Origin of the sequence: Azospirillum sp. B506 (genome assembly GCF_000333595.1) — a bacterium.
Taxonomy (GTDB): Bacteria; Pseudomonadota; Alphaproteobacteria; order Azospirillales; family Azospirillaceae; genus Azospirillum.
Window position 1 is genome coordinate 1 of sequence record NZ_BADK01000692.1, and the last position, 1950, is coordinate 1950.

Annotated in this window: 2 protein-coding genes and 1 pseudogene; all 3 read left to right on the plus strand. The window is 67.3% G+C overall.

All coding sequences use genetic code 11. The features are described 5' to 3' along the window. A partial coding sequence (locus I71_RS20755; protein WP_307189016.1) for a M48 family metalloprotease occupies positions 1-515 on the plus strand: 515 nt, incomplete at its 5' end. A 125-nt stretch (positions 516-640) separates the two neighbouring features. Next, positions 641-1573: an exopolyphosphatase gene (locus I71_RS20760; protein ID WP_042697432.1), complete on the plus strand. Its 933-nt coding sequence runs from the start codon at positions 641-643 to the stop codon at positions 1571-1573. Positions 1574-1592: 19 nt separating this feature from the next. Then, positions 1593-1950, plus strand: a pseudogene (locus tag I71_RS20765) (hypothetical protein); the annotation flags it as partial.

A 1950-nucleotide genomic window follows, 5' to 3' on the forward strand; every position in this document is an offset into this window, starting at 1 on the left:
TGGGCTGTTCTTCGGCGGCTCCGCACGACGAGCGCGGCGGCAACCCGCTGGGCATGGTCGGTGCCGTGCTGGCCGCCATCCTCGCCCCCATCGCCGCCACCCTGGTGCAGATGGCGATCAGCCGCACCCGCGAGTTCGAGGCCGACCGCATCGGTGCCGAGATCTGCGGCCGCCCCAACTGGCTGGCCGATGCGCTGACCAACATCCACAACAGCGCGAACCACATCCCCAATTTTCAGGCGGAGGCGCACCCGGCGACCGCCCACCTGTTCATCGCCAACCCGCTCAGCGGCGCCAGCATGGCCAGCCTGTTCTCCACCCACCCCGACATGGGCGAGCGGGTGGCGCGGCTGCGCGCGATGGCGGCCAGGACCGGCAGCTTTACCGGCGGGTTCGGGGGCGGCTCCGGCGGTGGACAGACCCCGCCGCGCGACGGCCGTTCCCCCTGGGGGGCGCCGCCGCAAGGGCCGCAGGGCGGCTTCATGCCGCAGAACCGCCGCGGCCCCTGGGGGTGATCCGGTGCTGATCTCTCCGGCGGCCATCTGGTAAGGATTGCGCGCGGAAGGGGTAGACGACTACCCTTCCGCCACGCGCTCAACCACGACGGTCGCCGGGAGAATCCCGGCGAGGGGAAACTTGCATGTCCGACGCCGCGAAGTACCGCCTCGTTACCCGTTCCGATTTCGACGGGCTCGTCTGCGCCGTCCTGCTCAAGGACCTGGGCATCCTCGACGAGATCAAGTTCGTCCATCCCAAGGACATGCAGGACGGCAAGATCGAGATCACCGGTCGCGACATCACCACCAACCTGCCTTACGTCGACGGCGCCCATCTGGTTTTCGACCATCACCTGTCGGAAACCATGCGGGTCGGCGAGAAGCCCAATTACATCATCGACCCCAAGGCGCCGTCGGCCGCCCGCGTCGTCTATGATTACTATGGCGGGAAGGAACGCTTTCCCACCATCTCCGACGAGATGATGGCGGCGGTCGATCAGGCGGACTCGGCGCAATACCAGCGCGAGGACATCCTGAACCCCACCGGCTGGACCCTGCTGAACTTCATCATGGATGCGCGCACCGGCCTCGGCCGCTTCCGCGAGTTCCGGGTGTCGAACTACCAGCTGATGATGGATCTGATCGACTATTGCCGCAGCCATTCCATCGAGCAGATCCTGGATCTGCCCGACGTGAAGGAGCGGGTGGAGCTTTACACCCAGCATGCCGAATTGTTCGTCGACCAGTTGAAGCGCTGCGCCACCGTGCGCGGCAACGTCGTCGTGCTCGACCTCCGCAAGGAGGAGACGATCTATGCCGGCAACCGCTTCATGATCTACGCGCTGTACCCCGACACCAACGTGTCCATTCACGTCCTCTGGGGCCTGAAGCAGCAGAACACCGTGCTGGCCTGCGGCAAGTCGATCCTGAACCGCGGTTCGAAGACCGACATCGGTCCCTTGATGCTGCAATATGGCGGCGGCGGCCACCAGGCGGCCGGCACCTGCCAGGTCGACAATGACCGGGCCGAAGAGGTATTGGAGGCCATCGTCGCCCGCATGCGGGCCGACGGCTGACCTTTTCCGATCAGGTTCTGTGCGATTGAGCGCCCTCTTCCCCTGTCCCGATGGCACCCTGTTCGATGCCGGCTGGCTGTCCGCCCTGGCGGGCGAGGTGCCGAGGGCGGAGGCGCTCGACTGCGCCCGTCCGGTGGTGACGGACGCCATCGCCCGCACCGACGCGGCCGGGGCGGCGCTGCTGGCCCGCATCGATGCGCTGGTGGCGGGTGAGGCTCTCGACGCCATTCCGGCCCTGCTGGCGGCGGAAACCGAAGAGTTGCCGGAGGCAGCGGCGGCGAGCGAGCGCTCGATCCATGACCTGATGAGCCGCGTCGCCTACAAGCGGCGCGAACTGATGCCGCTGTTCCCGGCACTGATCGAGCGGGTCGCCGCGG

What these genes read in the sequence shown, in the direction of transcription:
- I71_RS20760 (WP_042697432.1), top strand. Translation starts at nt 641, where the DNA reads ATGTCCGACGCCGCGAAGTACCGCCTCGTTACCCGTTCCGATTTCGAC.